The sequence below is a fragment of the Phytoactinopolyspora endophytica genome, from assembly GCF_004138495.1.
GTDB classification, from domain to species: Bacteria; Actinomycetota; Actinomycetes; order Jiangellales; family Jiangellaceae; genus Phytoactinopolyspora; species Phytoactinopolyspora endophytica.
Genome location: NZ_ML142850.1, coordinates 104445 through 107059, shown reverse-complemented (window position 1 = coordinate 107059; position 2615 = coordinate 104445). Strand labels below are relative to the sequence as shown.

The window sequence follows — 2615 nt, the reverse complement described above, 5'->3', positions numbered from 1 at the left end:
GGGGCGGACCACCATCCTGCTCACCACCCACGATCTCCACGAGGCGGAGAAGCTCGCCGGCCGCATCATGATTCTCACCGCCGGGCGGATCGTCGCAAACGGCACGGCCGGGGAGCTGGCCGAGCAGATCGTCGGCAAGGATGAGGTGCGCTGGACCCGCGACGGTCAGCCCTACGCCCACGCCACCAGTGACCCGACCGCGTTCGCCTTCGACCTTTTCACTCGATACGGCGAGGCCGTCTCCGATCTCGACATCCGGCGCTCGTCGTTGGAGGACACCTACCTGACGCTGGTACGGCACGCCGAATCCGGAAAGAACGACGCGGTGGCGCACGCCCTGGAAGGAGCGGACCGATGAGCCAAACCACGACGGCCCTACGCGCGGGTGGGACACGTGGGCTCATCGAGCTGCGCCAATCCCTCAGCGGTGGTGAGCTGTTCGGCCATCTGTTCTGGCCCACGGCAACTCTGGTCGCCGTCTTCCTTCTCCGGGGCCGGACCTTCGCCGACAGCGGGTTCACCTTGGGAGCACTGGTCCTGCCCAGCGTGCTCGGGATGTTCATCGCCTTCGGCATGCTGCTGGTGGTGCAGTATCTCAGTGCCGAGCGGGAAGACGGCACCCTGCTGCGGGCCAAGGCCACGCCGAACGGTGTCCGGGGCTACTTCATCGGCAAGCTCGTCACCGTATCCGGGACCGTCCTGGCGTACGTGGTGATCCTGCTGGTCCCCGGTGTGCTCATCGTCGACGGTCTGGACACCGGAGGTCTCGACACCTGGCTCACGCTGGCCTGGGTGCTGCTGCTGGGCCTTGTGGCCACCCAGTCCATCGGTGCGATGCTGGGTGCGCTGATCTCGGGCGCGCGCAGCGCCGGCTACATCTCGCTGCCGGCCTTGGGTCTGGTGGCGATCTCCGGGGTCTTCTACCCGATCACTGCCCTTCCCGGCTGGCTGGAATGGATCGCCCAAGTGTTCCCCATCTATTGGCTCGGGCTCGGCATGCGCTCCGCCTTGCTTCCGCACAGCGCGGTCACCGTCGAGGTCGGTGACTCCTGGCGGCACCTGGAGACCGCCGGCGTTCTCGGAGCCTGGGCCTTGCTGGGTCTGATCGCGGCACCGATCGTGCTCCGCCGGATGGCACGGCGCGAGTCGGGCTCGAGTGTGGCCGAGCGCCGGGCGAAGGCTCTGCAGCGGATCGGCTGAGCCCGGACACCCGGGCTGCACGACGCCGGGCGGTCGGCGTCGTTGACCTTCCAGCTCCTGGAACCCTGCACGGTGGTCGTAGAGAAGGTCATCGACGGCCGGTTCCGACACGGCTAGCGGCGAGCTTGCCCGTGCGGCCGGACCGGTCCGTCGTGAGGCGAAGGCGTACCGGGAGGATGAGGATGACGACCGAGAGCCGGAGCACGTCCGGTGGCGCCACCGCCGACGGTGACGAGGCGACCTACCGGATGAAGATCGGCGGGATGTCGTGCTCGTTCTGCACCAGCACGATCCGCAAGGCGTACTCGCGGATGGACGGTGTACACGACGTCGGCGTGTCCCTGGCGCACGAGGAAGGGCTGATCAGGTACGACCCGCGCCTGGTGGGTGCCGACGAACTGCGGCGGACATTGGAGCAGGTCGGCTACACCTACCGTGACCCCGATAAGGTCCGCTCGTTCGAGGAGGAAGAGCGCGAGCTGCGCACGTCGGAGAACCGGACGATCGTAGCGGGGGTGTTCGCTGGGATCACCGCGGTGTTGATGCTCCTGGGGATGGAGCCGTTCTTCACGGTGCTGGCCCATCCGTTCCTGGCGTGGGTCATGCTCGCACTAGCGCTGGCCACGATGTTCGTCACGGCGTGGTTCGTCAAGCGGATGGCGTGGGCGTCGTTGCGCCGGCGGATCTTGAACCAGCATGTCCTGTTGGAGTTCGGAGCGTTCGCGGGGCTGGCCGGAGGGCTGTTGGGCCTGTTTGTCAGCGACGAGTTCCCGGCGGGCCACTTCTTCGCGGTCGCGGTGTTCATCACGACCTACCATCTGCTGTCCGACTACGTGTCGAAGAAGGTGCGGACGCGTTCCTCGCAAGCTGTGCGTCAGCTGATGAACCTGCGGCCGGAGACGGCGCGGGTGGTCCGTGACGGCCAGGAGACCGAGGTCGGCGTCGACGAGGTGGCTGTGGGCGACGCGGTGCGGATCCGACCCGGCGAGTCCATCCCGGTCGACGGCACGGTCATGGAAGGTATCTCGGCCGTGGACGAGTCACTGGTGACCGGTGAGCCGATCGCAGCGGAGAAGACCGTCGGCGACGAGGTGATCGGCGGGTCGATCAACCAGACCGGCACGCTGGTCGTCGAGGTGACCAGGGTGGGCGAGGAGTCGTTCCTGTCCCAGGTCGCCCGTTCGATCGAGCAAGCCCGGGCGCTGCGCCCTGGGGTGCTGCAGCTCGTCGACACCATCTTGAAGTGGTTCGTGCCGGGCGTGCTGACCATCGCCGCCGGCAGTTTCCTGGCCTGGACCGTGGGTCCACTGCTGTTCGGCGAGTCGCCAGATTTCTTCAGGGCGACGTTCGCCGCTCTGGCGGTCCTGGTGCTCGGATACCCGTGCGCGCTCGGCATGGCGACGCCGCTCGCGGTG

The 2615-nt window shown here is 67.6% G+C and carries 2 protein-coding genes and 1 pseudogene; all 3 read left to right on the top strand.

What is annotated here, in order from left to right; genetic code table 11:
- Nucleotides 1-358: pseudogene (locus ELR45_RS36785) on the top strand (ABC transporter ATP-binding protein); the annotation flags it as partial.
- Entirely contained in the window at nucleotides 355-1200 is an 846-nt protein-coding gene (locus ELR45_RS03830) for an ABC transporter permease (protein WP_129663619.1), read from the top strand. The pseudogene ELR45_RS36785 and the gene ELR45_RS03830, both read left to right, overlap by 4 nt.
- 182 nt (nucleotides 1201-1382) lie before the next feature.
- Nucleotides 1383-2615, top strand: a 1233-nt coding sequence (locus ELR45_RS36780; protein WP_205855847.1) for a heavy metal translocating P-type ATPase, incomplete at its 3' end; no start/stop codon positions are given.

What these genes read in the sequence shown, in the direction of transcription:
- ELR45_RS03830 (WP_129663619.1), top strand. Translation starts at nt 355, where the DNA reads ATGAGCCAAACCACGACGGCCCTACGCGCGGGTGGGACACGTGGGCTC.